At 66.9% G+C, this 16,733-nt stretch carries 55 protein-coding genes and 1 tRNA gene; 38 read left to right on the forward strand and 18 right to left on the reverse strand.

Going from position 1 to position 16,733, the window contains the following annotated elements:
• The first annotated feature begins 1 nt into the window (after nt 1).
• The 36 genes from KXC43_RS03850 to KXC43_RS04020 all read left to right on the forward strand — a co-directional run bounded on the left by KXC43_RS03850 (nt 2) and on the right by KXC43_RS04020 (nt 9,067).
• On the forward strand, nt 2-205 hold the full coding sequence (locus tag KXC43_RS03850) for a hypothetical protein (protein WP_221374452.1): 204 nt from the start codon (nt 2-4) through the stop codon (nt 203-205).
• The gene (locus KXC43_RS03855; protein WP_221374453.1) at nt 205-450 is read left to right on the forward strand and encodes a hypothetical protein; all 246 of its coding nucleotides are present in this window, start codon (nt 205-207) and stop codon (nt 448-450) included. The genes KXC43_RS03850 and KXC43_RS03855 overlap by 1 nt, the downstream gene beginning before the upstream one ends.
• Nucleotides 447-626, forward strand: coding sequence for a hypothetical protein (locus KXC43_RS03860; RefSeq protein WP_221374454.1), 180 nt, complete (start codon nt 447-449; stop codon nt 624-626). Before KXC43_RS03855 ends, KXC43_RS03860 begins: the two co-directional genes overlap by 4 nt.
• On the forward strand, nt 623-835 hold the full coding sequence (locus KXC43_RS03865) for a hypothetical protein (RefSeq protein ID WP_221374455.1): 213 nt from the start codon (nt 623-625) through the stop codon (nt 833-835). The genes KXC43_RS03860 and KXC43_RS03865 overlap by 4 nt, the downstream gene beginning before the upstream one ends.
• Nucleotides 832-1,014: a hypothetical protein gene (locus KXC43_RS03870; RefSeq protein ID WP_221374456.1), complete on the forward strand. Its 183-nt coding sequence runs from the start codon at nt 832-834 to the stop codon at nt 1,012-1,014. Before KXC43_RS03865 ends, KXC43_RS03870 begins: the two co-directional genes overlap by 4 nt.
• Nucleotides 1,011-1,250 (forward strand): hypothetical protein, encoded by a 240-nt coding sequence (locus KXC43_RS03875; RefSeq protein WP_221374457.1) that lies wholly within the window; start codon nt 1,011-1,013, stop codon nt 1,248-1,250. Before KXC43_RS03870 ends, KXC43_RS03875 begins: the two co-directional genes overlap by 4 nt.
• A gap of 108 nt (nt 1,251-1,358) precedes the next feature.
• Nucleotides 1,359-1,616 carry a hypothetical protein gene (locus tag KXC43_RS03880; protein WP_221374458.1) on the forward strand — a complete coding sequence of 86 codons (258 nt, stop codon included), beginning with the start codon at nt 1,359-1,361 and terminating at the stop codon, nt 1,614-1,616.
• Nucleotides 1,617-1,691: 75 nt separating this feature from the next.
• The gene (locus KXC43_RS03885; protein WP_221374459.1) at nt 1,692-1,841 is read left to right on the forward strand and encodes a hypothetical protein; all 150 of its coding nucleotides are present in this window, start codon (nt 1,692-1,694) and stop codon (nt 1,839-1,841) included.
• A 77-nt stretch (nt 1,842-1,918) separates the two neighbouring features.
• Nucleotides 1,919-2,128: a hypothetical protein gene (locus tag KXC43_RS03890; RefSeq protein ID WP_221374460.1), complete on the forward strand. Its 210-nt coding sequence runs from the start codon at nt 1,919-1,921 to the stop codon at nt 2,126-2,128.
• On the forward strand, nt 2,125-2,385 hold the full coding sequence (locus KXC43_RS03895) for a hypothetical protein (protein WP_221374461.1): 261 nt from the start codon (nt 2,125-2,127) through the stop codon (nt 2,383-2,385). Before KXC43_RS03890 ends, KXC43_RS03895 begins: the two co-directional genes overlap by 4 nt.
• Complete coding sequence (locus KXC43_RS03900; RefSeq protein ID WP_221374462.1) at nt 2,382-2,576, forward strand: hypothetical protein; 195 nt, start codon at nt 2,382-2,384, stop codon at nt 2,574-2,576. Before KXC43_RS03895 ends, KXC43_RS03900 begins: the two co-directional genes overlap by 4 nt.
• Nucleotides 2,573-2,788 (forward strand): hypothetical protein, encoded by a 216-nt coding sequence (locus tag KXC43_RS03905; RefSeq protein ID WP_221374463.1) that lies wholly within the window; start codon nt 2,573-2,575, stop codon nt 2,786-2,788. The genes KXC43_RS03900 and KXC43_RS03905 overlap by 4 nt, the downstream gene beginning before the upstream one ends.
• Nucleotides 2,785-3,009, forward strand: a complete 225-nt coding sequence (locus KXC43_RS03910) for a hypothetical protein (RefSeq protein ID WP_221374464.1) — start codon at nt 2,785-2,787, stop codon at nt 3,007-3,009. Before KXC43_RS03905 ends, KXC43_RS03910 begins: the two co-directional genes overlap by 4 nt.
• Nucleotides 3,006-3,278, forward strand: coding sequence for a hypothetical protein (locus KXC43_RS03915; protein WP_221374465.1), 273 nt, complete (start codon nt 3,006-3,008; stop codon nt 3,276-3,278). The genes KXC43_RS03910 and KXC43_RS03915 overlap by 4 nt, the downstream gene beginning before the upstream one ends.
• 72 nt (nt 3,279-3,350) lie before the next feature.
• On the forward strand, nt 3,351-3,482 hold the full coding sequence (locus KXC43_RS50505; RefSeq protein ID WP_255643343.1) for a hypothetical protein: 132 nt from the start codon (nt 3,351-3,353) through the stop codon (nt 3,480-3,482).
• Nucleotides 3,483-3,493: 11 nt separating this feature from the next.
• Entirely contained in the window at nt 3,494-3,664 is a 171-nt protein-coding gene (locus KXC43_RS03920) for a hypothetical protein (RefSeq protein ID WP_221374466.1), read from the forward strand.
• Nucleotides 3,664-3,834, forward strand: a complete 171-nt coding sequence (locus KXC43_RS03925; protein ID WP_221374467.1) for a hypothetical protein — start codon at nt 3,664-3,666, stop codon at nt 3,832-3,834. The genes KXC43_RS03920 and KXC43_RS03925 overlap by 1 nt, the downstream gene beginning before the upstream one ends.
• Before the next feature lie 393 nt (nt 3,835-4,227).
• Nucleotides 4,228-4,473, forward strand: a complete 246-nt coding sequence (locus KXC43_RS03930; protein ID WP_221374468.1) for a hypothetical protein — start codon at nt 4,228-4,230, stop codon at nt 4,471-4,473.
• Entirely contained in the window at nt 4,473-4,655 is a 183-nt protein-coding gene (locus KXC43_RS03935) for a hypothetical protein (RefSeq protein ID WP_221374469.1), read from the forward strand. Before KXC43_RS03930 ends, KXC43_RS03935 begins: the two co-directional genes overlap by 1 nt.
• Nucleotides 4,656-4,968: 313 nt before the next feature.
• Entirely contained in the window at nt 4,969-5,364 is a 396-nt protein-coding gene (locus KXC43_RS03940; protein WP_221374470.1) for a hypothetical protein, read from the forward strand.
• On the forward strand, nt 5,361-5,669 hold the full coding sequence (locus tag KXC43_RS03945; RefSeq protein WP_221374471.1) for a hypothetical protein: 309 nt from the start codon (nt 5,361-5,363) through the stop codon (nt 5,667-5,669). The genes KXC43_RS03940 and KXC43_RS03945 overlap by 4 nt, the downstream gene beginning before the upstream one ends.
• A complete protein-coding gene (locus tag KXC43_RS03950) occupies nt 5,666-5,857 on the forward strand; it encodes a hypothetical protein (protein WP_221374472.1) in 192 nt (63 codons plus the stop codon). Before KXC43_RS03945 ends, KXC43_RS03950 begins: the two co-directional genes overlap by 4 nt.
• Nucleotides 5,854-6,081, forward strand: coding sequence for a hypothetical protein (locus KXC43_RS03955; RefSeq protein WP_221374473.1), 228 nt, complete (start codon nt 5,854-5,856; stop codon nt 6,079-6,081). Before KXC43_RS03950 ends, KXC43_RS03955 begins: the two co-directional genes overlap by 4 nt.
• Nucleotides 6,074-6,355 carry a hypothetical protein gene (locus tag KXC43_RS03960; protein WP_221374474.1) on the forward strand — a complete coding sequence of 94 codons (282 nt, stop codon included), beginning with the start codon at nt 6,074-6,076 and terminating at the stop codon, nt 6,353-6,355. Before KXC43_RS03955 ends, KXC43_RS03960 begins: the two co-directional genes overlap by 8 nt.
• Nucleotides 6,352-6,603 carry a hypothetical protein gene (locus tag KXC43_RS03965; RefSeq protein ID WP_221374475.1) on the forward strand — a complete coding sequence of 84 codons (252 nt, stop codon included), beginning with the start codon at nt 6,352-6,354 and terminating at the stop codon, nt 6,601-6,603. The genes KXC43_RS03960 and KXC43_RS03965 overlap by 4 nt, the downstream gene beginning before the upstream one ends.
• Nucleotides 6,603-6,884 (forward strand): hypothetical protein, encoded by a 282-nt coding sequence (locus KXC43_RS03970; RefSeq protein WP_221374476.1) that lies wholly within the window; start codon nt 6,603-6,605, stop codon nt 6,882-6,884. The genes KXC43_RS03965 and KXC43_RS03970 overlap by 1 nt, the downstream gene beginning before the upstream one ends.
• A gap of 1 nt (nt 6,885) precedes the next feature.
• Complete coding sequence (locus tag KXC43_RS03975; RefSeq protein ID WP_221374477.1) at nt 6,886-7,158, forward strand: hypothetical protein; 273 nt, start codon at nt 6,886-6,888, stop codon at nt 7,156-7,158.
• Nucleotides 7,155-7,316, forward strand: a complete 162-nt coding sequence (locus KXC43_RS03980; protein ID WP_221374478.1) for a hypothetical protein — start codon at nt 7,155-7,157, stop codon at nt 7,314-7,316. Before KXC43_RS03975 ends, KXC43_RS03980 begins: the two co-directional genes overlap by 4 nt.
• A 2-nt stretch (nt 7,317-7,318) precedes the next feature.
• On the forward strand, nt 7,319-7,561 hold the full coding sequence (locus KXC43_RS03985) for a hypothetical protein (RefSeq protein WP_221374479.1): 243 nt from the start codon (nt 7,319-7,321) through the stop codon (nt 7,559-7,561).
• A complete protein-coding gene (locus KXC43_RS03990) occupies nt 7,558-7,731 on the forward strand; it encodes a hypothetical protein (RefSeq protein ID WP_221374480.1) in 174 nt (57 codons plus the stop codon). The genes KXC43_RS03985 and KXC43_RS03990 overlap by 4 nt, the downstream gene beginning before the upstream one ends.
• Nucleotides 7,728-8,024 (forward strand): hypothetical protein, encoded by a 297-nt coding sequence (locus tag KXC43_RS03995; RefSeq protein ID WP_221374481.1) that lies wholly within the window; start codon nt 7,728-7,730, stop codon nt 8,022-8,024. Before KXC43_RS03990 ends, KXC43_RS03995 begins: the two co-directional genes overlap by 4 nt.
• A 3-nt stretch (nt 8,025-8,027) precedes the next feature.
• Entirely contained in the window at nt 8,028-8,222 is a 195-nt protein-coding gene (locus tag KXC43_RS04000) for a hypothetical protein (RefSeq protein WP_221374482.1), read from the forward strand.
• The gene (locus KXC43_RS04005; protein ID WP_221374483.1) at nt 8,219-8,500 is read left to right on the forward strand and encodes a hypothetical protein; all 282 of its coding nucleotides are present in this window, start codon (nt 8,219-8,221) and stop codon (nt 8,498-8,500) included. The genes KXC43_RS04000 and KXC43_RS04005 overlap by 4 nt, the downstream gene beginning before the upstream one ends.
• Nucleotides 8,497-8,697 carry a hypothetical protein gene (locus tag KXC43_RS04010; protein WP_221374484.1) on the forward strand — a complete coding sequence of 67 codons (201 nt, stop codon included), beginning with the start codon at nt 8,497-8,499 and terminating at the stop codon, nt 8,695-8,697. Before KXC43_RS04005 ends, KXC43_RS04010 begins: the two co-directional genes overlap by 4 nt.
• Entirely contained in the window at nt 8,691-8,894 is a 204-nt protein-coding gene (locus KXC43_RS04015; protein ID WP_221374485.1) for a hypothetical protein, read from the forward strand. Before KXC43_RS04010 ends, KXC43_RS04015 begins: the two co-directional genes overlap by 7 nt.
• On the forward strand, nt 8,891-9,067 hold the full coding sequence (locus KXC43_RS04020) for a hypothetical protein (RefSeq protein WP_221374486.1): 177 nt from the start codon (nt 8,891-8,893) through the stop codon (nt 9,065-9,067). The genes KXC43_RS04015 and KXC43_RS04020 overlap by 4 nt, the downstream gene beginning before the upstream one ends.
• A gap of 135 nt (nt 9,068-9,202) precedes the next feature.
• Here the strand turns inward: KXC43_RS04020 and KXC43_RS04025 are convergent, their stop codons facing one another.
• Nucleotides 9,203-9,391 carry a hypothetical protein gene (locus KXC43_RS04025; protein WP_221374487.1) on the reverse strand — a complete coding sequence of 63 codons (189 nt, stop codon included), beginning with the start codon at nt 9,389-9,391 and terminating at the stop codon, nt 9,203-9,205.
• A gap of 33 nt (nt 9,392-9,424) precedes the next feature.
• Here KXC43_RS04025 and KXC43_RS04030 point away from each other — a divergent pair, with 33 nt between their 5' ends.
• Complete coding sequence (locus tag KXC43_RS04030) at nt 9,425-9,622, forward strand: hypothetical protein (RefSeq protein WP_221374488.1); 198 nt, start codon at nt 9,425-9,427, stop codon at nt 9,620-9,622.
• 51 nt (nt 9,623-9,673) lie between these two features.
• Nucleotides 9,674-9,889 (forward strand): hypothetical protein, encoded by a 216-nt coding sequence (locus tag KXC43_RS04035; RefSeq protein ID WP_221374489.1) that lies wholly within the window; start codon nt 9,674-9,676, stop codon nt 9,887-9,889.
• Nucleotides 9,890-9,992: 103 nt separating this feature from the next.
• Here the strand turns inward: KXC43_RS04035 and KXC43_RS04040 are convergent.
• From KXC43_RS04040 to KXC43_RS04120, 17 genes are all read right to left on the reverse strand, one after another.
• Nucleotides 9,993-10,069, reverse strand: a tRNA-OTHER gene (locus KXC43_RS04040).
• 60 nt (nt 10,070-10,129) lie between these two features.
• The gene (locus KXC43_RS04045) at nt 10,130-10,534 is read right to left on the reverse strand and encodes a DUF6221 family protein (protein ID WP_221374490.1); all 405 of its coding nucleotides are present in this window, start codon (nt 10,532-10,534) and stop codon (nt 10,130-10,132) included.
• A gap of 26 nt (nt 10,535-10,560) precedes the next feature.
• Nucleotides 10,561-10,752, reverse strand: a complete 192-nt coding sequence (locus KXC43_RS04050; RefSeq protein WP_221374491.1) for a hypothetical protein — start codon at nt 10,750-10,752, stop codon at nt 10,561-10,563.
• 179 nt (nt 10,753-10,931) lie between these two features.
• Complete coding sequence (locus KXC43_RS04055) at nt 10,932-11,402, reverse strand: helix-turn-helix domain-containing protein (protein ID WP_221374492.1); 471 nt, start codon at nt 11,400-11,402, stop codon at nt 10,932-10,934.
• 185 nt (nt 11,403-11,587) lie between these two features.
• A complete protein-coding gene (locus KXC43_RS04060; protein ID WP_221374493.1) occupies nt 11,588-11,776 on the reverse strand; it encodes a hypothetical protein in 189 nt (62 codons plus the stop codon).
• Nucleotides 11,777-11,832: 56 nt separating this feature from the next.
• Nucleotides 11,833-12,156 carry a histone-like nucleoid-structuring protein Lsr2 gene (locus KXC43_RS04065; protein WP_221374494.1) on the reverse strand — a complete coding sequence of 108 codons (324 nt, stop codon included), beginning with the start codon at nt 12,154-12,156 and terminating at the stop codon, nt 11,833-11,835.
• Between the two features lie 308 nt (nt 12,157-12,464).
• The gene (locus tag KXC43_RS04070; protein WP_221374495.1) at nt 12,465-12,818 is read right to left on the reverse strand and encodes a hypothetical protein; all 354 of its coding nucleotides are present in this window, start codon (nt 12,816-12,818) and stop codon (nt 12,465-12,467) included.
• Between the two features lie 110 nt (nt 12,819-12,928).
• On the reverse strand, nt 12,929-13,456 hold the full coding sequence (locus KXC43_RS04075; RefSeq protein WP_221374496.1) for a hypothetical protein: 528 nt from the start codon (nt 13,454-13,456) through the stop codon (nt 12,929-12,931).
• 2 nt (nt 13,457-13,458) lie between these two features.
• The gene (locus tag KXC43_RS04080; RefSeq protein ID WP_221374497.1) at nt 13,459-13,776 is read right to left on the reverse strand and encodes a hypothetical protein; all 318 of its coding nucleotides are present in this window, start codon (nt 13,774-13,776) and stop codon (nt 13,459-13,461) included.
• 2 nt (nt 13,777-13,778) lie between these two features.
• Nucleotides 13,779-14,114, reverse strand: a complete 336-nt coding sequence (locus tag KXC43_RS04085; RefSeq protein ID WP_221374498.1) for a hypothetical protein — start codon at nt 14,112-14,114, stop codon at nt 13,779-13,781.
• A complete protein-coding gene (locus KXC43_RS04090; RefSeq protein ID WP_221374499.1) occupies nt 14,111-14,431 on the reverse strand; it encodes a hypothetical protein in 321 nt (106 codons plus the stop codon). Before KXC43_RS04090 ends, KXC43_RS04085 begins: the two co-directional genes overlap by 4 nt.
• Nucleotides 14,431-14,634 (reverse strand): hypothetical protein, encoded by a 204-nt coding sequence (locus tag KXC43_RS04095; protein WP_221374500.1) that lies wholly within the window; start codon nt 14,632-14,634, stop codon nt 14,431-14,433. The genes KXC43_RS04090 and KXC43_RS04095 overlap by 1 nt, the downstream gene beginning before the upstream one ends.
• A complete protein-coding gene (locus KXC43_RS04100) occupies nt 14,631-14,996 on the reverse strand; it encodes a hypothetical protein (protein WP_221374501.1) in 366 nt (121 codons plus the stop codon). The genes KXC43_RS04095 and KXC43_RS04100 overlap by 4 nt, the downstream gene beginning before the upstream one ends.
• Nucleotides 14,996-15,217 (reverse strand): hypothetical protein, encoded by a 222-nt coding sequence (locus KXC43_RS04105; protein ID WP_221374502.1) that lies wholly within the window; start codon nt 15,215-15,217, stop codon nt 14,996-14,998. The genes KXC43_RS04100 and KXC43_RS04105 overlap by 1 nt, the downstream gene beginning before the upstream one ends.
• A gap of 1 nt (nt 15,218) precedes the next feature.
• Complete coding sequence (locus tag KXC43_RS04110) at nt 15,219-15,683, reverse strand: hypothetical protein (protein WP_221374503.1); 465 nt, start codon at nt 15,681-15,683, stop codon at nt 15,219-15,221.
• Complete coding sequence (locus KXC43_RS04115) at nt 15,680-16,042, reverse strand: hypothetical protein (RefSeq protein WP_221374504.1); 363 nt, start codon at nt 16,040-16,042, stop codon at nt 15,680-15,682. The genes KXC43_RS04110 and KXC43_RS04115 overlap by 4 nt, the downstream gene beginning before the upstream one ends.
• Nucleotides 16,039-16,698: a class I SAM-dependent methyltransferase gene (locus KXC43_RS04120; RefSeq protein ID WP_221374505.1), complete on the reverse strand. Its 660-nt coding sequence runs from the start codon at nt 16,696-16,698 to the stop codon at nt 16,039-16,041. Before KXC43_RS04120 ends, KXC43_RS04115 begins: the two co-directional genes overlap by 4 nt.
• Between the last annotated feature and the right edge of the window lie 35 nt (nt 16,699-16,733).

A 16,733-nucleotide genomic window follows, 5' to 3' on the forward strand; every position in this document is an offset into this window, starting at 1 on the left:
GATGAGCCTCGCCACCTACGCCCCTGCTGCCGGCGACTTCGACGACCGTGACGCCGCCCTGGCCGCGTTCCGTGCCGCTGTCCCGGCCGCCGCAAAGTACGACCTGGACGAGCTGACCGCCGAAGGCCCGGTCCGCGTCCATCGCCCGCACCGTTCGGCCGACGAGCGCCGGGCCATCAACGAGTCCCTGCGGGGGTGGTCCTGATGGCTGACGTCGTCGTCATGCGCCTGGCAACCTTCGACCGCAGTGGCGAGTTGCGCGAACTGGCAAGCGCAGATGCCGCCCAAGCCGTGATCGACCAGTTCGGTCACGCGCTCGCCGTGGAGCAGGTCGAAGACTCGATGGGTGTCGCCCTGCTGGTGACGTGCCCCGAGCAGCGTGGTCTTCGCGGCGCCTACCGCCTGCACTCTCTCGCCTGTGACCGCCAGATCCCGGTGAGTGTCCGATGACCCGCCTCGATCGCCGCCGGCACGCTGCGAGGCCCCGTGCCGCTGCGGGCGTTGAGCTGGTCCAGTTGGGAACGGGCACCGGCTTCGTCCGGGCCATGGAGGCCATCCCCGCCGAGCTGCCCACGTGGGACGGCTTCGACGGGTACGCGTTCACCGGCCGGACGGTCCAGTCATGACCCGCTACGTGGACGCCTGGACGTCCCCGCTGAACCTGCACATCGGCGACCGGGCCATCAACCCGGAAGGCCTGGTCCGCGAGTGGGACGGCCACCAGGGCATCCCGGTGTGCCTGCCCTGTGATCTGGCCATGACCGAGTACGACAACCGCGGCGGGCGGTGCTGCCCGAACTGTGGCGCCACCGAGCTTGAGCCGGTGATGACGTGACGGAGCCGCAGCGCGCCTACGAGTCCACCGGCCGGCGCTACATCTACGACGGTCAGGGCCGCGAACGGGTGCGGGTGAAGCGTTGCCCGAACGACCGGGCCATCCTCGACGACCGCGGTGGAATCTTGTTCTGCCCGGAATGCGAGTGGGCCGGTGACCGGGAGCAGGTGGCCCGGTGAGCGCCGTTGACGACGCCCGCGCCGAGGCCTTGTTCTGCACCCCGCTGCAGCGTTCGGCCTCCCCGTCGGGCATGCAGGTCCGTGCGGCTGTGACCGAGCAGCAGGCGTTGTTCACCCGCCGTGCCTGCGCTGCCGTGGTGGCGCAGGAGTTCGGTGAGCACCCCGAACTGGCGGTTGCCCGGATGCGTTGGGCCATCACCGCGGTCCGCCATGCGTTCGACACCGCCCATGTCTGACCCACTCCCAGGACGCCCAGCCTGCGCGCCTCCCGCGCCGGATTCCCCCGGGCTGGGCGTTCCTGGCGGTCGGTCAGACGGACTGCACCGAGAAGCAGGAGACAAGACATGGCTTTCTGGAACAAGAGCGAGGAAGACGCCTTGCGCGATGCGTGGAAGGTCCTCGACCGAAGCAACGTCAGCTACGACGCGACCAGTAACAGCTACGAGGTGACCGGCGGGGACAGCCAGCGGCTGAGCCGCAAGACATGCGAGGCATTCGACATCCTGCGCGACAAGGGATTCCTTGAACTCGAAGAATCTAGGTTTTCAGGCGCTCACTCCGTCCTCCAGTCCCGTGCTGGCATCGACTGGTTCTACGCCTGACCGCCCGCTATGGCGCCCGACAGGTACGGGCGTCGTGGCGGCTGGTCAGACCTGATCACCGAGAAAGGAACATCCATGTCCACTCCCGGAGAACCGTTCGACCGGTCGCTGCCTGCCGACTTCGGAACGCGTGACCCGAACTTCAAGCCGGCTTTCCGCAACGACCTCGACGAGCCGCAGTCCGAGGCCTCGGACGAGGACGAACGCGAGCAGGCCGACGCCTGAACTGTCGCCTTGCTTCGCAGCTTCGGTTGCGGGGCTTGGCGGTTGTTCAGACGCACTGATCACCGAGAAAGAGAGCCATGAGCATTCTGAGCGACTCCCGTGTGAAGCCGTTCGGCGCCGACGGGCATGAGGTCACCACCGACCAGGGCGTGTTCCGCATCCTGCCGAACGACGCGCTGGGCTGGGGCATCTACACCGGCGAGCACCTCAACCTGGTGATGACCGAATCGGGGCCGGCGATCGGGTTCGAGTCAGCCGAGGCCGCGATCAAGGCGCTGCTGGCATGAGCGAACGCACCATCACCCTGACCTCGGAGCAGATGACAGTGCTCCGCAACGGTGGGCACACCTTCGACCGCGGGCTCGGCCACTCCGTGCGCCTCGTTGCGGCGGGTGGGCCGTACAGCCCGCTGCCCGGGTCTGACGCCGAGGTTGTTCTGTCGGCCGCCGACCTGGACCTGATCGAGGGGCGGCCGGAAGGCCTGGTTGTCGCGAACACACTTCGCACCACCGACTGGACTGTGCGGATGGAGGCGACCCGGTGACCTACCCGACGAACCGTGATGACCTCGCCCGACACCTGTACGTCGTGGAGCCGTACGGCCCCGAGGTGTCCCTGAACGCGGCCGAGCAGGATGCCGGCGCGCAGGAGTGGGATTGCGGCGACGTGAAGCCGGAGGATCGGGCTGACTGCTATGAGCGGGCCGACCGGATCCTGGCCGGGGTGGTGTCGTGAGCCTTCTCCCCTCCTACCGCCAGTCGACGGTCCTGCCCGACGGGCGGCGCATCTTCATCGGTGACACGGTGACGGGCTCCTACTGGGCTCACAACGACGTCCGCGGCACGGTGATCGGCTGGACCGCCGGCGTGTTCACGGTCGACATCGAAGCGGCGAGTTCGATCGAGCTGCGGCCGGAGAACATCCTGACGGTCGAGGCGGCCCAGTGAGCGCCTACCGCAATGACAGCCGGGTGCAGATCGGCTTGTACGACGCCTACGTCGGCGACCACTACATCTTCGCGGCGACCCGGGACGACTGGGTGGTGGGCCCGCGCGAGGCTCGCTCGTTCATGGACGACAACGACGCGATCGGTGAGGTCATCGAACGCTGCCCGCACTTCACCTCGTTCGACGAGGCGATCCGCTCCCTGATCGGGGACCCGCAGTGAGCGCCCCAACGATCACCTTGTTCCGGGCAGCTTTCGACAAGCTGCGTGAGGGCCGGGCGACGGTGGCGCTGCCGGACAGTGAGGGCCGGCGGGTCTTCCTGTTCACCAAACGGGTGTGGTCGTCGGACCGGATCCCGGCGCCGCAGCCCTCGGTGGTGCTGTCCGACGCCGACCTGGATGCCATTGAGCGGGAGCCGCAGGGGGTGCCGGTCACCGATGCCGCCTCGACGGGCAGTTGGAGAATCCGGCTGGAGCGACCGAACCGATGACCGACATGAAGAAGGGCCGCGCGGTAGCTGTCGAGGCGGTGCGTGGCCCTGTAAACCCCCGAGGAGGCTCTCATGAGCAACGTACAACAGCACTGGCTGAACTGTCGCCGCGAGTGGAAGCCGACCCCGCACACGGTCAGCGAACTGGCCGGCGCCCTCAACCGCCCGTACAAGGGCCGCACCGCCGGGCCCGGCGCACGGTGATGGGCAGAAGGTTGGATCATCTGACCGAGACGCAGCAGCGGATCTACCGGGAGACGCTGGACAAGGTGATCGGTGAGGGCCGGGACGTGCGCGATGTGCTGCCGCTGATCGAGGGTGCGTCGGAGGATCTGGCAGCGGTGGCGGACGAGTTCTGCGCCGGCGCGGGTGAGGGCTATCGCTGATGGCCCAGGTGCTGGTTGCCTCGGACGACGGCGCAACTGTGGTGGAGATCGTGCAGGACGACGAGGTTGGCGCGTTCGGGGTGTGCCCGTGCGGTGACCGGATCAGCGACCGCGGGCACTTCGAGGACACCGTGCAAGCCGTTGAGGTCCACGTCGACACGCGGCACTGACCAGATGGCCCCGCTCAGCTCTCCTTCGTGGAGGCGGGCGGGGCTTCCTTCTGTACGTATGGCGCGAGTGCCGACAGCGCTGCTGCCGGGTCCGCCGCGATCCAGCGCATAAGCGCACCGAATAGGGCTTGGGGTTCGCTGCCGCCGATCCGGGCTTCCATGTATGCGTTGAGCTCGGCCGACCTGCCCCGATTCCCCACGACTTCACCGAAGCGCTTCCACCGCTCTGCCGGTGCTCGGAGTCGCTGGATGGGTGTGTGGGTGTCGGGTTCCGGCATGTGATCAGCCTAGCGCTTGTGGCTACACGAACGGCATGAGTACCCGCACGGGTCATTCCTTTGTGGCTACAAACGCGTAGACTGTGGGTACAAAATCAACCGCTTGAGGAGCGCCATGACCAAGTACCGCGTGTACCTGCAGACCGGCGCCAGCGTCGCCGTGACGGTTGAAGTCGCTGACGACCTGCCCGAGGACGAAGCCCGCGAGCAGGCCATCGAGAAGGCCTTCGACGAAGCGCCGAGCAGCAGCCTTTGCATCCACTGCTCCGGCTACGGGCAGGAGTGGAGCCGGGACCTCGGCGATCTGGAACTGGAGCGCGACAACGACGGCCGCGAGGCAATGCCGGAGAAGGTGTCCTGATGGATTCCGCCACCAAGCTTGCCGCCCTGCACACGTTCCTGACCGATCTGGCCGACGAGCTTGCCGAGGACAGTTCCGGCGACGGGGGTGAGGAGCGCGACCCGATCGGTGTGGGCTGGCAGCGCGCCTGCGAGCACTACGCCGCCGAGATCCGCAAGAAGCTCACGGAGGTGTTCGTCTGATGCCCACCGACCTAACCGCCCTGTCCGACGACGATCTGTACGCCGAGACTCTGAGAGCTCTCCGCGAGTCGATCCCTGCTCAACTTTCGCCGCTCGGCGCGACCGCGTTCGGTTTCCTGTCTGCCCTGTCCGCCGAGTCGGAGCGCCGGGCGGGATCCAAGGGGCACGACGGCTACTGCGACGGCAGCATCTACTCCCGAGCCTGCGAGCAAGCCTTGGCGGAACACGCTGGGAGGGCCCCAAGCCTGACCGTGACCACCTGCAGGTGTTTCGCGGGGCTGAGTGCTGCCGACCGCATGGCCAGGGGAATCCGATGACCACCTGCTCGCACACCACCTCCCCCGCCGACAACGGCACCTACCACTTCTGGCAGGTCGGCGACGACCACTGTTCGGTGTCGTTGTCACTGCTGCATTCCCGCGCTGCCGGGTCCACGTCCCTGGCCCGCAGGTCGCCTGCCCTGTCCGCGAACCTCCTCGAGACCGAGGGCGGGCATTGGGTGTTCGACGTGATCGGCGAGCACATCCCGAACGGCTCGCAGTCCGGCTGGTCGTGTTCGGTGCACGGCGACGCCTGCGACCAGGACGCGTTCGCTGACCAGGTGGCCGGCCCGATCTGGCAGCGGCTGCGTGAGGCGGGGATCACCGACCGGACCGTTTACGCCGAGCTGGAAGTCCTGCTGGCCCAGCAGCGGGAGGTGGCGGCGTGATCACCGAGTACACGATCTGCGCCCTGCCCGAAGGGAACATCAACTACCAGCACTACGCGATCACCGTGTCCTACCGCGGCGAAGACCGGTGGGCTGTCTGCTCAGGTCCGTTCTGCTTCGGCACCGACGGGAACGGCGGCTGGGAATGGGACTACGAGCCTTCCCCGTCGAATCGTGACGACGACTGGCTGGGCAGGAACCGCTTCGACGAGCAGACCGCGCTGCAACTGGCCGAGGAGCAGGCGCCGCGAATGACCTGCAACGGCATCACGGTGACCGAGGCTATGAAGCGGGCCGAGCGGTGAGCGCAGCGCACATCAATTCGGTCACCGTGCTCGCCGCGATCGGGAAGGGCTACGTCAGCCGCGGCGAGCTCGAGGATTACTTCGAAGTCGACCCCGGCAACGAGTTCCTGCGCCGCGCCTTGAACGACCTTGAGCACCACGGCCACATCACTTGGAACCGCAAGACCGGTGAGGTCACGGCGCGGTGAGCGTCCAGCAAATCACCCGCGAGTCGGTGAAGGCCGCCATCCGCGCCGGCCACTCCACCCGCCTCGAGCTGGCCGGCCACTTCGGTGTGCTGCCGAACTCGCACACGTTGAAGACCGTCGTCGACACGCTGATCGGCGACGGCGAACTGCACGAAGACCCCGACGGCACGCTGTGGATCCGCCGCGAGCCCGACCTATTCCACCAGGAGGAACGCAATGACTGACCGGGCCCTCATCGTCTTCCCAGACGACCGAATCGACGAGGTAGACGAGAACGGCGACACCACTGCCGGAGTGGGTTCGGGCATCTGGGCCGAGCTGGTCGAGGCCGGGTACCCGCGCTACTCGACCGGTGAAGATCCCGAGATGGGTGACGAGTGCATCGACATCAGCGTGGACGGCAACGGTCAGGTGACCGCCTATATCGGGGAGGGCAACCAAGAGCGATCGATGGGTCCCCTCACGCCGAGGCTAGCTGCTTGGTTGGAGGAGCTGTGACCACCACCGCCCGCACCGTCAGCGACATCGCCGAGGTGATCCGCGAGATCGACGGCGATAACGCGATGCCAGCAAGCCGACTAGGACGTGAGATTGCCTGGCATGCGCGGGCACCGAAGACGCTCGCCCGCGTTCTTGCCGTCGACGTCGCCGCGTTCGTGGAGCGCACCAACGCCGACAAGGCGCTGCCCCCGGCGCGGCTGGCTGAGCTGCTCGTCGCCGAGTTCGACCTGGACAAGGAGCAGTGATGAAGGTTCTGACCGACGCTGAGCGCGCCCAGCTCCAGCTCGACGCCGCCCGGGTGATCGAGCCGTACGTGACGGGCACGTTCAAACGACAGGAGCGGGCTGCCGGTATCGCGCAGTCGCTGTTCTGGTCCGGTTTCCTGCGTGGCGGCCGTGACCTGCCGGACGCCCGTGAGCGGGTGGCGAACGACTTGGGCTGCCGCATGGACTGGCCGGTCGCCGAGCGTGCCGCTGAGGCGCTGGAACGGGCCGGACTGTTGACCGCCACGACCGAGGAGAACTGACATGGGAGTCAAACAGGTCACCTGCTACATCGCCGAGTGCGACGACTGCGGCAAGGAGCACGAGTATGACTACACACCTCACTGGCCGTCGGAGCAGGAAGCTCGGCACGAGACCGTGAACATCAGCGAGTGGTACAGCGGGTCCGGCGTCTTGGTGTGTGACGACTGCAAAGTGAAGCCGCACGCTCACGTGCCTGATCCGCGATACCCCGACGACTGCGACCGCTGCGGCAACCCGGTTGAGGAGCACGAGCCGGTGGAGGCAAAGTCGTGACCGTCACCGCCACCCCTCGCCCCACTGTGCCGGCGCCTGTCTCGCAGGACCCGGCCGCCCTGTACCGCATGTTGGAGGATCCGGCGCTGATCGGCTTCCGGTGGGAGATCTGCGACGCGATCGAGCAGCTCACCGGTGTCCGGCCGGAGGTGGACTGACCGTGAAGCTCAACTACTTCCAGATCCTCGACCTGAAAGCCGTCCGCAAAGGCGAGATCTACATCAGCTCTCGTGGCTTCGAGTTCGAAGGCAACCTGGTCGATGACGAGGCACGCGAGCGGCTGGACTGGCTGTGGATGTCCGACTACATCGACGCGATGCGGCCGGACGACGAGAACGAGTCGGCCCAGCTGCACCTGACCGACGACGGGGCGGACGCTCTGACCCGGGCCGAGTCGCCGTGACCCTCCCCCACGTCTGTCTGGACCCGTTCCATCACCCGGACGCCGCCGAGGACTTCGAGCACTACTGCGGGCATCGGGTGTTCGAGTGGCCGTGCGGCTGGACTGTCGACGACCACGACTTTGAGCCTTGCGACGGGCTGAGCGTCGCCGAACTGGAGGAAGCACGATGAAGCCGTTCAGGATTACCACCATCCACCTTGACGAGGACCACGATGTCTCAGGCATCACCGCTGTGATCGACGCGCCCTACCTTCCGGCGCTAATGGAGCTGGCAACTGGCGGCGACAACGTCCAGGTGACCCGGCGGGAGCGTGGCGACACAGAGTTGTGGGTGGAGCTGAACGTCGGCGAGCTGATGTCGCTGTTCCGTGAGGTCGGTAACCGGCTCGACGCCGACCCGCTGCAGATCCCTGGCGCCTACAACGCCCTGACCATGGTCGTGTACGGCCTGATGGAGGACTGACCGGTGACCGGCCTGCGCTGCGCCGCCCCAGATCACTCCCTGCCGCAGTTCCAGCCGATGACGTGCGGCTTCCCCGCCGTGTTCACTGCGACCGCTGACGACGGCTCCACAGTCGGCCTGTGCGCCACCTGCGGACCCAAAGCTGTCGTGTCCGGCTACGTTCTGACCCGCATCGAAAGCTCCGAGGAGAACCGATGACCGACCACCTCACCGCCGAGACCAGCGACCGCGGCTTCGACTTCCTGCCCGATATCCCCAGCGAGTACGGCGGTCACGTCGAGGTGTCCGAGTCCAGCGCCGCGAGCGGCCCGCACATCTGGCTGCGCGCCTACGAGGACATGCGCAGTGGCGTCCGGCCGCCCGTGCAGGCCGCCATGCACCTGACCGCCGAGAACGCGTGGCGGCTGGCCGAGCAGCTGCAGAAGCTGGTCCGCGAGCACTACCAGGGTGACGCGACACCAGAGTGGGCGCGATGAGCGACATCCGCACCCAGCGTTTTACTGTCGAGGTGTCCGCTTCGATCATGCCGCCACTGACCGAGCAGGAGGTCCACGACGTGATTGCCCGGCTCGCCTTCGAGAAGGAGTCGAAGCGCGGCATGGGTGCACTCGGGGTGCACGTCACCGAGACGACGGCGGCCGGCGTCGACTACGAGCGGGAGTGGGCGTGGTGACCGTCCCTCGGGCAGCGGACCTGCCGGTCGGCAGCGTCGTCGCAGACGGCGTACAGGCGCTCTTCCGATACGGACCCAGCAGTGACAGTTGGCGCAGCACTTGGAGCGGCGCTTCCCGGCTCGACGACGCCTACGTGGACCAAGTCTTGGCTGCCGAGGCCCGGGTGCTGCGGGTCGGCGACGGGAGCGGGCAGTGAGCGATCTACTGTCCGCCGCCTATCAGCTCCGGGCCATCGCCGCCGGCATGGTCGGCAGCCTGCTCATCCTGACCGATCGTGAGCTGCGAGACGCCGACCGCGAAGAGCTACGTGAATTCGCGCTGTCCTGTCGCGTTGCGATCGCAGCGGTCCAGGTACCCGGCAGCAACTGAACGAGCCGAACGACCGCCCCGCGCTCACACCCGAGCAGCGGGGCTTCGTCGTCTACGATCGAATCCGGGCGACCTGCTGTCTTGGCCCGGGCCGCATCTCCCATGAAGCCCCTCGCGTGGCAACGAGGGGCTTCGTCAGACCCCGCGCCTTTGCCGCAGCCGTTCCTCCTGCTCCGCCCACGGATTCTGCGGTTCCTGCTCCCGCCGCCACGCCGCGGTCAGGATCGCCCCGGCGGCCCGGCCGAAGTCCCCGCCGAAGTGCCGGTCGGCCTCAGCCTGGATCCAGGCGGTCACCTCGTCGGGCATGCCTTCGTCGTCGCTCATGCGGGCATCGTAGGCACGTCGTACGGTCAAGGCGTGGAGATCCTCGGGGCGATGCAGACACCCGACGGTCAGTGGCGCGTCGAGACGGTCCGGCAGCGCGACCAGGAGTGGCTACAGGTCGTCCACGAAGGCGTCGCCATCCAGTTCCTGTCGCTGGAGTCGGCCAGGGCGATCCTCAAGAAAGCCGGCGTCGACTGGGCTGAGCTCGTGCCAGTGGAACGACTCACCTAAAAGCAGTGAAACGTTGGCATGATCGCCGACAGGTGGCTACGGTCCCCGGCCATGACATCCAGCTTGAGCCCGGAAACCGGCACCTTCCTCAATGAGGACACCAGCAACTACACCCGCTCCAAGATTGCCGCCATGCGGCAGCCGTGCCCTCGCTGCGGCACGTCGGTGAGCTTCGGGGCGGTGGACGCGCGCTCGCAAGCAACCGTTGGTGACCGCCACTTCCGGATCGGTCGGCCTCAGTACAGCTGCGACTGCTTCAACGGCTGAGACGGAAACAGGGCGGGCGCCAGACCTCACGGTGAGCGCCCGCCCTGGGAGCCTGTGGCGGCGCGCCCCCGACCAAGGTCTGGGCACCACAGGCTCACCTACGGGGCCCGTGTCGGCATCGAACCGACCCCCATCGCCTGCCTTCGGAGCCGGCGTGCTCGGCCAACGAGCTGACGGGCCATAGAGCCGGACGGGGCGGGGATACGCGACCCCGGCGCTTCCCCATCCAGCACCAGCAGTCTACGAGACGGCTACGCGCCACTGCTCCAGGAAATCGGGGTGGCTGGCGTACGGCTGAGCAAGATCGCGCAGGTCCGGGCATGGCCACGGCTGGTAAGCGCCAGCGGAAGGCGTGGAGCACCATGCGCAGTAGACGTAGTGCAGCGAGTCGTCGACGGCGTCGTGGCGGGCGAGGATGGCTCGCTTGGCGGCGATGTCGGCCAGCACGCGGGCCGGGTCAGCGAAGACCGCCACCATCTCGTGCGGAGCCATCGCCCGGAGCTTCCCGTTGATGATGTTCGCCGTGGCTCGGGCGCGTTCCCACGGCGAGTCGCCTGGGAAGTCGTACGGAAATGCCGCAGCTGCGTTGGCGATGCGCTCCTCGTCGGCGTACCGAGCGTTCAGGAATTCGATCAGGTCGTCCACGGTTCTCCTCGGTGCGTCTTTGAACTTCAACTACGAGCCTTCACCGAAGCAGCGAGCAGGCTGCGGGCGATGAACTCGGCGTCATCGGCGGTCAGCGTCACCACCCCGCCAGGCGTGATGCCGAAGTCGATGGTGTTGCCCTTGCGCCGGTACGCAACTACGTGACCACCGATGTCGAGATCCATGGCGTCACTGTCGTAGTCCTCATCGGTTGCCATGCAGGTTCCTTCCGATCTTCAAATGCGCGACGACGCGAAGCGGCGTCCCAAGCGAACGAAGTGAGCGCGGGAGTTGTGTGGTTTCAATGATTGGTTAACTGCTTTGGTGGTGGCCAACGGTTGGACACTCCCACATCCAACCCTTGGCGGGTCGCATGTCCAACCGTTGGCGGCTCGGTCTATCGACTGTCCAGCCGTTGGCGTATCGCTTGGCGGTCGGAGTCCACGTCGAACCTGCGGGTGCCGAGCGGATTCGGGTTCGCCCGGCGCGGTCGCGGGATCGCCAGGTCGATATCTTTGCCGTTCTCCGCGAGGAGCGTGAACCGGTCCTCCCAATCGGACGGCTTGCACAGTTGGTACACGTCGGCCAGCTTCCGCCCACCCTTATTCACACCGTGCTGGTGGCGGTGGATCAGGTAGGCGTCCTCGCGCAGCCACTTGAGGCTGGCTTGCACGGTGCTGCGGCCGAGCTGGCAGACATCGGAGAGGCGATCGGCACCAGGGTAGATGCTGGACCCGTCGGCGTCGGCATACGTGGCGAGCATGAGCGCGACCAGCTTGGTGGACCGCAGGTTGCTCGGCATCACGATGCGTCGCACGAGGCGTTCCCAGTCGAAGCGAGTGATCGTGTACTTCTCGAATTTGGTCACGCCACGTCTCCTGACCGCAGCATGATCTGGGCAGGGCATGGCACAATGATGGGGAGCATGAAGGTCGCCTCCTAGCGGCGATCAAGACCCTGGCATTCAGCGTTTCCGGCGCTGGCCAGGGTCGCTCTCTTTGAGCCCCTTGATTATCTCATCGCAAATAGATCAACATGTGCCGCGACACCGCTCTACACGAGCCGTTCTTGAATGCCCTTGAGCTTCGCCCGATGCCGCGCCACCAGCCCGTGCCTGCGCCGCTCGGCATGGTCGGCCCGGAACTCGGCAACAGACTTCTGCCGCCTCGCGTGGTCGGCTTCCCGAGCCTTCTTCCGCTCGAGGATCAGCGCCGCGACGATCTCACTGAGCTCTGCACTCATGCACCCATAGTCGCCGCTGAATGCCCAAGAGTAAACCCGGTTGCTGAGCAGAATGATCAGGCAGCGGCCCGATACGCCTCCACGATGCTCGCCGGGATGCGCCCACGGGCAGCGATCGGCTTGCCGTTCCGCTGCGCCCACGCCCGGATCTTGTAGCTCTCCACGCGGTCCGTGGCCTGCCGCGCCGTCACCGACAACCCCTCCCCGCGAACCCGCGTCCCCGCCGCCACATACGGCTCCAGCAGCAACCGCAGTTCCCTCGCATGCACGTCGGAAAGGTCAATGCTGTACGCCGCCCCATCCAACCCGAACATGACCGTCTCAGCGCCTTCGCTGCCGTCCAGGTCGTCGGTGACGAGGTGAATGATTCGCACTGCCATCAGTAAATGCCCCCTAGGTTTCGGCCACCATATCCGGCCCCAATCAGAGATCAGAATTGCAGGCCTACAATCAGTCCACCGGGGTAGCTCAGTGGTAGAGCACGCGGGCGATGCGAGAAACGGCGACCTGTGCACGGGTCGACCAGGGACCGCATGCAGTCTTCACGCGCAGGTTCGACCCCTGCCCTCGGGACGGTCTGGTAGCAGCCCATGCTCTGCGCCAACGGCTATACCCATGGGTGAAGCGCCAGATGCCGAAACCGTGAGGGCGGTGGCGGCGGTCGGTTCCTCGAGGCTCCCGGCCGCCGTCAGGGGTACTGGTATTTGCGGCGGGTACGGTCCCGGCGATCCCACCACCGCGGCCGGTCCTCAGCTACCCGCTTCTCCAGCTCGCCCCGCTGCATCGTCTCGAGCTCGGCCAGCGCGACCGCCAGGGCCTTGCGCACAGCAGTACACGTGCCGCAGTCCTCGACCTGGCATCTGTCGTGGTCGGCGGCGATGTCCAGCAGTAGCCGGCGCAATGCCGCCCCCGCATAGCCCTTACCTCGGCTGGTCAGGATGTCCGGGCCGGTGATTTCCAGGAAGGTGCGGTTGGCGCCGAACCGGTCGGCGGCTTGGGTGGTTCGGTCGATGACCTGTTGCAAGGTGCTGAGCCGGTCCATGCGCGCCTCCCCTAGATCGATGCATTCGACGCTAGGTGGCTTGTGGTGCACAAGGATCAGCCGCTCAGACGGCATCTGAGCGGCTGACACGTTGCGGGTAGTCCTTTTGGTCAGGCCAACGCGGCGAGCAACGCCGAATGGTCAGGTGTCCATCCCGGGAACGGGTCCTCCTCGGGTTCCGTCTGCGGCGCACCCGTCGCGGAGGCCCGCAGCAGCGTCCGCCCACCGTCGACGGTCAGGATCGACAGCCCGAACGGCATGCCTTCCTGTGTCTCCGGGTTGCCCACGTTCGGCAGGGTCACCAGACGCCAGGCCTTGAACTGCGCCGGCTGGGCGACCTCGAGCAGGTGGAAGGCGAGAATGGCCAGCCTCGGCGCCCGGTTGCCCTTCGGTGCGGGCAGCACGGCGGGCGGGTCAACCGGCTGCTCGCCCGGCCAAATCGCATCCCACAGACTGGCGGTGGCCAACGACTGGTGGGTGACCTTCACGCCGCTGACCCGCAACTTGTCCATGCCGGGTGACTTGGCCGACGGACCCCACGGGCCTGCGTTCGGCCCGTACCGCTCGACCTTGACAATGTCGGGGTGGCTCGCGGCGAGCAGCAGGCGCTCGATGATGTCCAGGACGACGGTGGTCATGATCAGGAGCGTACGCGTTGCTGAAGCTGCCTCAGCGCTGCGTTCGTCACGCCGATCATCTGCCCGCGTTCGGCCGTGAGGTCTTCCGAGTAGCAGTCCACCGACCAGCGATCACTCCATCCGCCTCGCCGGAACTTCCCGCCAAAACCGAGCGCGCCCTGGAAGCGGTACTCGCGCTCGACCCGATCGGTCTGGTGGAAGATGAACTCGCCGCGCGATGTCATCAGCAGGTGCGGGCCATCGCTGTCGTCGGCGCCGCAGTGCTCCACGAGGATGTCGTAGACGGCGTTGGCCTGCTCGCTGGTCAGTGGCTCGGCCATGGTCATGCTCCTTCTCTCGCTGTCCGCAGCACCGCGTTGAACGCCGCGAACTCGTCGTCGTCGATCGCGTCACGAGGGGCGGCAAGGTCCGGCCGGGCCGCCTCGCACTGCTCGCACTCGTTGAGCATCTGTTCCCCGTGCTCGCATCTGCCGGCCAAGCCGGAGCCCCAGCACCACTCGTCGAAGTACTCGCCGTGCCAGTGCTGGCTGTGCGTCTCATCGCGACCGCACGGCAGGACCAGGCCGATCACTCCTGCGCAGTCGCGGCGAAGGATGTTCTTCCAGTACCACTCGTGCCGGCCGTGGGGCTTGGCGTCAGGGCAGGGGTGGGACCTCACGACACCACCCCGTCTATCTCCAGCAGCCGCTGAGCAGTCTGCCCGTCAATGACACCCCACGACAGCCGTGACACCACTGATCCATCCGGGAACGGCCCACCGTCAACCACAGCCGCCGTGTCGCCCGAGGCGGGGTCGAAGCAGTGGTAACCGCCGGAGTTGGAGCCATAAGCGCGAACTGCATCGTTGTGCCGGTCGGCGAGCAGGTAGGCCACGTTGCTGGGGCGCTCGGCGCGAACCCCACCCATCACGAACGACTTTGGGTCTTCCAGCCGGCGCGTCACCTTCCGGCCGGGAGCGCGCTGCAACGTGCCCATTAGACCTCCCCCTCGTCGCCATGGCCGTGCCGCAGCACCACACCGTCAGCGGCCAGCACGCCGTCGATCCAGGCGTCGTACACCCGCGACCCGTCCGTGCCGCACCAGATCGCGCTGATCCCAACCCAGCGGCTCACGTAGGCGATGTCACGCCCAGCGACCACGCTGCCCTCGGGGAGGTCGGCGGCCTTGATGTCGTTCATGCCAGCACCGCCAGCGCCTCGGCTGGGACGCGGGTGAACCGGCAGTTTGCCCAGTCGCACACGTCCTCAGGGTCGGCGCCGTACTGCACCTGATAGTTCTCGCCGTCGGCGTACACGAGATAGCCGAATCCGATGCGGCGTACCCGCGCGTCTTTCGAATAGGCCGAGCGGGTCAGCTCGAGCACAAGTTCCCCCACCTTGGGGTTCTGGAAGCGGGCCAGCGCTGCCCAGTCCGGGCGTGAGCCGCCGAACGCTTCGCGTTGTAGCCGCATCGTCTCCTCGATCACGGCGTCGCGGAGCCGGTCGCCCTCATCAGTCAGGGCCAGAAAGGGCTCCGTACGGGTCGGTAGGTTGTTCGGCATCAGGCACCCCCAACGAATTCGCCCACCACAGCGACCGCACCCATCGTGGTCAGCTCGTTCCACGACTTGGCGCGTTCCATGTGGTCGGTGCGGGAAAACCAGTGCTCGCCGCCCAGGTAGTTGTGGTCGGCCCACTCGTCGCGGCGGCGGTACACGCGCACCAAGTCCGGCTCACCGAACGGGGCAACCGCGACGTGGGAGTTGTCGGCAGGCTCGTCCATCTCAACGTCCAATCGCAGGTCGGGTACCGCCGAGCTCTTCGACGGGCAGCTGGCCGGTGGCGATGTAGAAGGCGAGCCACTCGCGGGCCTTCTCAAGGAACGCGCGCATGGCATCGTCGCGGTACCAGCCGTACTCCAGCGACCAGTCCTTGCCGTCGATGTAGGCCAGCAGGGCCGCCGCGTTGGCCTCCCAGTGGATGTCGTTCCACAGCTGGTCGCGCAGCTCGACGTAGTCAGCCAGGCCACTGCACGCCTCGTACGCGTCGCAGCCCGAGCAGGAGCCCCAGCCGAACGTGAGGATGCCCCAGCGCTCGCCGTCCTTCAGCAGCAGGCGGCTGTCGCCCTGGTAGTCGTTGTCGTCGACTTTCAGCACCACGGGCACGTCGAATGAGGCGAGCAGGTTGTCGTAGCCGTAGGCGTCGCCGGTCAGTGAGCCGTACTCGTCAACGGCCAGGTCCCTCATCATCTCGCCTCCTCGTCGAAGTCGTGCACACTCCAGCGGTCGTCGCGCTCGTCCGGGTGCTCGTGAACGGCTGCGTCATCCCACGACAGCTGCTCACCCCGGTCGTCGGTGAGTTCTCGGATCAGCTCCCCCAGGCTGGTGTATTGCACCTGGTAGTGGCTATCGGTGCCGTCGGGCTGGACGTAGTAAATCCGCACATCGGCCACCAGGTCGGAACAGGTCTCGCAGTAGCCGATGTTGTAGGACCGCTCCCGGTAGCCCGTGACCCGCTCAGCATTGCAGCCCTTGCGCCGGATCATCGCCAGCATCGCCTCGAGCAGCTCTGACGGTTCAGTGCCGATCGTTTCGGTCTGCTCACTCATGCCGCCCGCTTCCGCTCGTAGATGGTCACCCAGTCGTGCAGGCCGTAGAACTGCACGGGCCAGTGATCGGCAATTTCGACCCACTCAACTTCGATCAGCCGCCACATGTCCTCGTCACCGCAGCAGCCGTACGGGCCCTCGCCGATGTAGGCGATCAGGTTGCCTTCGTAGGCGGCGATCACGTCGCGGCCGATGCTCGAGTCGTATGGCGGCCACGACAACAGCAGTGTCCGTGCCGGGTCGGACAGGCGCACCGCATCCACGGCGTCCATGCGCATCACGTCGAGGTGAGCGGCGCCGCGGTGCCAGTTGTTGGCCTCGGTGCCATTCGGCGGGTTCAGGTCCGAGGCGACCACGTCCACGCCGGCCTGGCCGAGCAGGTGCGCCCACCAGCCGGAGCCCGCCAGCGGGTCGATGACCTGCGGGCCGCAGTCTTCGAGGACGAACGTCACAGTGGCCGGGTCGGTGACCGTCCACGAGTAGGCGGAGGTCAGCTCCCGGCGTTCGACGCGGTGATCAAGGTCGAATGGGCGACCCGTTCGCCGCCGGGCCAGGCTGCCGTACTCGTCGACGGTGGGCCCGCCACCGAAGTCGTCGTGCTCGACGTGCTCGCGCACAGCGTCCCAGTAGGCGTTGGTCTCGGTCATGGTGGTCACTCGGCTGCTCCTTGTCGTCGCCGGTCAGTGTGGAA

The sequence above is a fragment of the Paractinoplanes polyasparticus genome, from assembly GCF_019710575.1.
Lineage (GTDB): Bacteria > Actinomycetota > Actinomycetes > Mycobacteriales > Micromonosporaceae > Actinoplanes > Actinoplanes polyasparticus.

What these genes read in the sequence shown, in the direction of transcription:
- KXC43_RS04070 (WP_221374495.1), bottom strand. Translation starts at nt 12,818, where the DNA reads ATGGACCGGCTCAGCACCTTGCAACAGGTCATCGACCGAACCACCCAA.
- KXC43_RS04050 (WP_221374491.1), bottom strand. Translation starts at nt 10,752, where the DNA reads ATGGCAACCGATGAGGACTACGACAGTGACGCCATGGATCTCGACATC.
- KXC43_RS04060 (WP_221374493.1), bottom strand. Translation starts at nt 11,776, where the DNA reads ATGAGTGCAGAGCTCAGTGAGATCGTCGCGGCGCTGATCCTCGAGCGG.
- KXC43_RS03890 (WP_221374460.1), top strand. Translation starts at nt 1,919, where the DNA reads ATGAGCATTCTGAGCGACTCCCGTGTGAAGCCGTTCGGCGCCGACGGG.
- KXC43_RS03975 (WP_221374477.1), top strand. Translation starts at nt 6,886, where the DNA reads ATGGGAGTCAAACAGGTCACCTGCTACATCGCCGAGTGCGACGACTGC.
- KXC43_RS03995 (WP_221374481.1), top strand. Translation starts at nt 7,728, where the DNA reads ATGAAGCCGTTCAGGATTACCACCATCCACCTTGACGAGGACCACGAT.
- KXC43_RS04080 (WP_221374497.1), bottom strand. Translation starts at nt 13,776, where the DNA reads ATGGCCGAGCCACTGACCAGCGAGCAGGCCAACGCCGTCTACGACATC.
- KXC43_RS04105 (WP_221374502.1), bottom strand. Translation starts at nt 15,217, where the DNA reads ATGGACGAGCCTGCCGACAACTCCCACGTCGCGGTTGCCCCGTTCGGT.
- KXC43_RS04075 (WP_221374496.1), bottom strand. Translation starts at nt 13,456, where the DNA reads ATGACCACCGTCGTCCTGGACATCATCGAGCGCCTGCTGCTCGCCGCG.
- KXC43_RS04095 (WP_221374500.1), bottom strand. Translation starts at nt 14,634, where the DNA reads ATGAACGACATCAAGGCCGCCGACCTCCCCGAGGGCAGCGTGGTCGCT.
- KXC43_RS04115 (WP_221374504.1), bottom strand. Translation starts at nt 16,042, where the DNA reads ATGAGTGAGCAGACCGAAACGATCGGCACTGAACCGTCAGAGCTGCTC.
- KXC43_RS03860 (WP_221374454.1), top strand. Translation starts at nt 447, where the DNA reads ATGACCCGCCTCGATCGCCGCCGGCACGCTGCGAGGCCCCGTGCCGCT.
- KXC43_RS04005 (WP_221374483.1), top strand. Translation starts at nt 8,219, where the DNA reads ATGACCGACCACCTCACCGCCGAGACCAGCGACCGCGGCTTCGACTTC.
- KXC43_RS04100 (WP_221374501.1), bottom strand. Translation starts at nt 14,996, where the DNA reads ATGCCGAACAACCTACCGACCCGTACGGAGCCCTTTCTGGCCCTGACT.
- KXC43_RS03865 (WP_221374455.1), top strand. Translation starts at nt 623, where the DNA reads ATGACCCGCTACGTGGACGCCTGGACGTCCCCGCTGAACCTGCACATC.
- KXC43_RS04025 (WP_221374487.1), bottom strand. Translation starts at nt 9,391, where the DNA reads ATGAGCGACGACGAAGGCATGCCCGACGAGGTGACCGCCTGGATCCAG.
- KXC43_RS03855 (WP_221374453.1), top strand. Translation starts at nt 205, where the DNA reads ATGGCTGACGTCGTCGTCATGCGCCTGGCAACCTTCGACCGCAGTGGC.
- KXC43_RS04035 (WP_221374489.1), top strand. Translation starts at nt 9,674, where the DNA reads ATGACATCCAGCTTGAGCCCGGAAACCGGCACCTTCCTCAATGAGGAC.
- KXC43_RS03850 (WP_221374452.1), top strand. Translation starts at nt 2, where the DNA reads ATGAGCCTCGCCACCTACGCCCCTGCTGCCGGCGACTTCGACGACCGT.
- KXC43_RS03895 (WP_221374461.1), top strand. Translation starts at nt 2,125, where the DNA reads ATGAGCGAACGCACCATCACCCTGACCTCGGAGCAGATGACAGTGCTC.
- KXC43_RS03940 (WP_221374470.1), top strand. Translation starts at nt 4,969, where the DNA reads ATGACCACCTGCTCGCACACCACCTCCCCCGCCGACAACGGCACCTAC.
- KXC43_RS03880 (WP_221374458.1), top strand. Translation starts at nt 1,359, where the DNA reads ATGGCTTTCTGGAACAAGAGCGAGGAAGACGCCTTGCGCGATGCGTGG.
- KXC43_RS04010 (WP_221374484.1), top strand. Translation starts at nt 8,497, where the DNA reads ATGAGCGACATCCGCACCCAGCGTTTTACTGTCGAGGTGTCCGCTTCG.
- KXC43_RS04110 (WP_221374503.1), bottom strand. Translation starts at nt 15,683, where the DNA reads ATGATGAGGGACCTGGCCGTTGACGAGTACGGCTCACTGACCGGCGAC.
- KXC43_RS03885 (WP_221374459.1), top strand. Translation starts at nt 1,692, where the DNA reads ATGTCCACTCCCGGAGAACCGTTCGACCGGTCGCTGCCTGCCGACTTC.
- KXC43_RS03960 (WP_221374474.1), top strand. Translation starts at nt 6,074, where the DNA reads ATGACTGACCGGGCCCTCATCGTCTTCCCAGACGACCGAATCGACGAG.
- KXC43_RS04090 (WP_221374499.1), bottom strand. Translation starts at nt 14,431, where the DNA reads ATGGGCACGTTGCAGCGCGCTCCCGGCCGGAAGGTGACGCGCCGGCTG.
- KXC43_RS03970 (WP_221374476.1), top strand. Translation starts at nt 6,603, where the DNA reads ATGAAGGTTCTGACCGACGCTGAGCGCGCCCAGCTCCAGCTCGACGCC.
- KXC43_RS03935 (WP_221374469.1), top strand. Translation starts at nt 4,473, where the DNA reads ATGGATTCCGCCACCAAGCTTGCCGCCCTGCACACGTTCCTGACCGAT.
- KXC43_RS03930 (WP_221374468.1), top strand. Translation starts at nt 4,228, where the DNA reads ATGACCAAGTACCGCGTGTACCTGCAGACCGGCGCCAGCGTCGCCGTG.
- KXC43_RS50505 (WP_255643343.1), top strand. Translation starts at nt 3,351, where the DNA reads ATGAGCAACGTACAACAGCACTGGCTGAACTGTCGCCGCGAGTGGAAG.
- KXC43_RS04065 (WP_221374494.1), bottom strand. Translation starts at nt 12,156, where the DNA reads ATGGCAGTGCGAATCATTCACCTCGTCACCGACGACCTGGACGGCAGC.
- KXC43_RS03925 (WP_221374467.1), top strand. Translation starts at nt 3,664, where the DNA reads ATGGCCCAGGTGCTGGTTGCCTCGGACGACGGCGCAACTGTGGTGGAG.